Source organism: Polaromonas sp. P3_C2 (genome assembly GCF_056402675.1).
The window spans coordinates 1-2672 of the sequence record NZ_JBFUGX010000578.1 but is presented as its reverse complement, the minus strand read 5'-3'; the positions used below and the strand labels follow the sequence as shown (position 1 = coordinate 2672).

Sequence of the window (2672 nt, the reverse complement as noted above, 5' to 3'; positions counted from 1 at the left end):
GGACTGGGCCCCAGCGGGATTGGTGAGCGCATTTTTGCCTGCGACAACGATCCCATAGCCCTGGCACGCGCGCGCGCCTGGTGGGACGGCGGCGGCGCCACCCCCGTCACCTCGTTCTACGACGGCTCCTCCAGCTCGGCGCACCTGACGGGTTTGATGTGGGCGTCGGTTCCCGACGAATGCCCACAGGCCGAATACACCGGCATGGCCATGGAATACGGTACGGTGCCCATTCTGGACGTCATTGCCGCCCTGCGTGCCGATCACTGGCTGCACAAGCATCCTGAGATGCCCGCGGAGCAACAGGCGACGATCAAGCGGCAGATGATGAACGCGTTTTATGTCGACACGGACGAATGGCGCTCGCAAATCTTGGCTCAGGCGCGCCAGGCCATGTTCCAGACCGTGAGCGGACTGAACACCCCCTGAACCAGGGCCGCATAATGACTCGGGTGCAGCCATTGCAGCAGCCCTCTTTTCAACCCGAGCACGAAAGCCGCGCCATGCCGTCCGACGCCGATCTGCAACTCCAGCTCAAGCAGCTGCAACAGCAATATCAGGGGTTAGAGGCCGACTACCGGAATTTGCAGCTTGAAAAGCAAAAGCAGGAGACATCCGCCAACCTGTGGCTGGAACAGCGAACCCKCGAACTTCAGGTCGAAGCGCTGGAGCAAAAAAAAGCCGAAACCCTGCAACGGGTTTTTTACCGCATTGCCGAGCGTGCAGCAGCAGATCTCTCTTTCTACGATTTCCTGCAGTCGGTTCACGGCTTGCTGGGAGAGCTGCTGTATGCCAAAAATTGCTATGTGTGTCTGTACGACGCGCAGAAACACCGAAAGGATTTCCCCTATTACGTGGACGAGCGCGATGGCGATGCGCTGCAACTGAGCAATGTGCCGTACCGCAGGGGTCTGACCGAATTCGTCCTGAGTACCGGTAAGCCGCAAATTATTGACGCCATGCGCCTGAAGGTACTGGAAGCCGCCGGTGATGTGACGGAAGGCAGTGGCGACATGACTTTCAGTTCCTGGCTGGGCGTGCCCATGCACATACGCGGCACCATAGGCGGCGTACTCGCAGTGCAGGGCTATGAACCGGGCGTGGCCTACAGCGACACCGATGCCGACATCCTGTCCTTTGTCGCCAACCACGTCAGCAGTGCGATTGAACGCTATCAGGCGCTGGATGAATTGCGTAAATCGGAAGAGCGCTACCGCACGGTGATTGAAAACGTCGGTGTCGGCGTGGTGGTTGTGCAGGACGGCCGCATGGTATTTGCCAACCCCAGCCTGGAGCGCATCGTGGGCCATCCGCGGGAGTACCTGCTGTCCCAGCCCTACACCGCGACCGTCCACCCCGACGACCTGCCGGTGATGCGCGAGCGCCACGAGCGTCGCCTGCGGGGCGACGAGGTCGACTCGATGTACGGTTTTCGCGTGATCACCCAGGCTGGCGAAGTTCGTTCGCTGGAGCTCTCCGCCGTGCAGATCGAATGGGGCAAGCGCGAGGCGACCCTGATCTTCGTGGTAGATGCGACGGCCCGCTTGCAGGCCGAACTGACGCAGCGCCAGACCCTGCAGCGGCAAACCGAGCTCAATGACATGAAGTCGCGCTTCATCTCGGTGGCGTCGCATGAATTCCGCACGCCGCTGGCCTTTATCCTGTCGTCCGCCGAACTCCTCAAGCACTACGGCGACCGCCTGCCCGAGCCCGAAAAAGCCGACGTCATCGCCACCATAGAAACCGGCGTACAACGCATGACCCAGATGCTGGACCGCGTGCTGCTGCTGGRCAAGGTGGAGGCCCAAATGCTGGCGTTCCAGCCGGCAGAGATCAATCTGCAACTGCTTTGMCAGAACCTGGTGGAAGATGCGCGCATCCAGTATTCAGAGGCGGGCTGCGAGCTGATCCTGGAATTCGGGGCCCGGCCGGAGATCGGGATTTTTGATGAAAAGCTGCTGCGCCATATCTTCGGCAACCTGCTGTCCAACGCCATCAAGTATTCGCCGCAAGGCGGAAAAGTCTCTTTTCGCGTGTTTTCGTTGGAGGGACGTGTGGCCTTTGAGGTGGCGGACCAGGGCATAGGCATTCCGGCCGAAGAGCTTCCCCACCTTTTCGAATGGTTCCACCGGGCCAGCAATGTCGGCGAAATCCAGGGCACGGGCCTGGGGCTGGCCATCGTCAAAAATTCGGTCGACCTGCACGGCGGCCACATCAACGTAACCAGCGTCGTGGGCCAGGGCACGCGCTTTACCGTCACGATTTGAGTCGCGGAACCTGGCCAAACCAGCCAGCGCATCGGGCAGATTGGGGAAACCGGGGTAAGGCTATAAGATGGATACCAGCCCGGCACTGCGACAGAGCCTGCCGGGTAGCTCAGGGAAATCAGCCCCGCCCACGATGAAATGCGGGGACTTCAATGCGAAAGAAAAATGGCGCGCATTCTGGTGATTGAAGATGAATCCCATATCCGGGACAACCTGCTGCGCTTTGTCCGGCTGGAGGGCCACGAAGGCCTGGCAGCGGCAGACGGCCATGCCGGCCTGCAAGTGGCCAGAGAGCAGCAGCCGGACCTGATTTTTTGCGATGTGATGATGCCGCTGATGAACGGCATGGAGGTTCTGGCCGCGCTGCAATCGGAACCTGCCCTCAAGCAGGTGCCCTTTGTGTTC

The 2672-nt window shown here is 60.5% G+C and carries 3 protein-coding genes; all 3 read left to right on the top strand.

The window, feature by feature from the left end; genetic code table 11:
- The coding region (locus AC1DWI_RS19230) for a DUF2817 domain-containing protein (protein ID WP_477725474.1) at positions 1-429 on the top strand (429 nt) is incomplete at its 5' end.
- 74 nt (positions 430-503) lie between these two features.
- Entirely contained in the window at positions 504-2267 is a 1764-nt protein-coding gene (locus AC1DWI_RS19225; RefSeq protein ID WP_477725473.1) for a sensor histidine kinase, read from the top strand.
- A 165-nt stretch (positions 2268-2432) separates the two neighbouring features.
- Positions 2433-2672 (top strand): response regulator transcription factor (locus AC1DWI_RS19220; protein ID WP_477671989.1); only part of this gene is annotated, 240 nt, incomplete at its 3' end.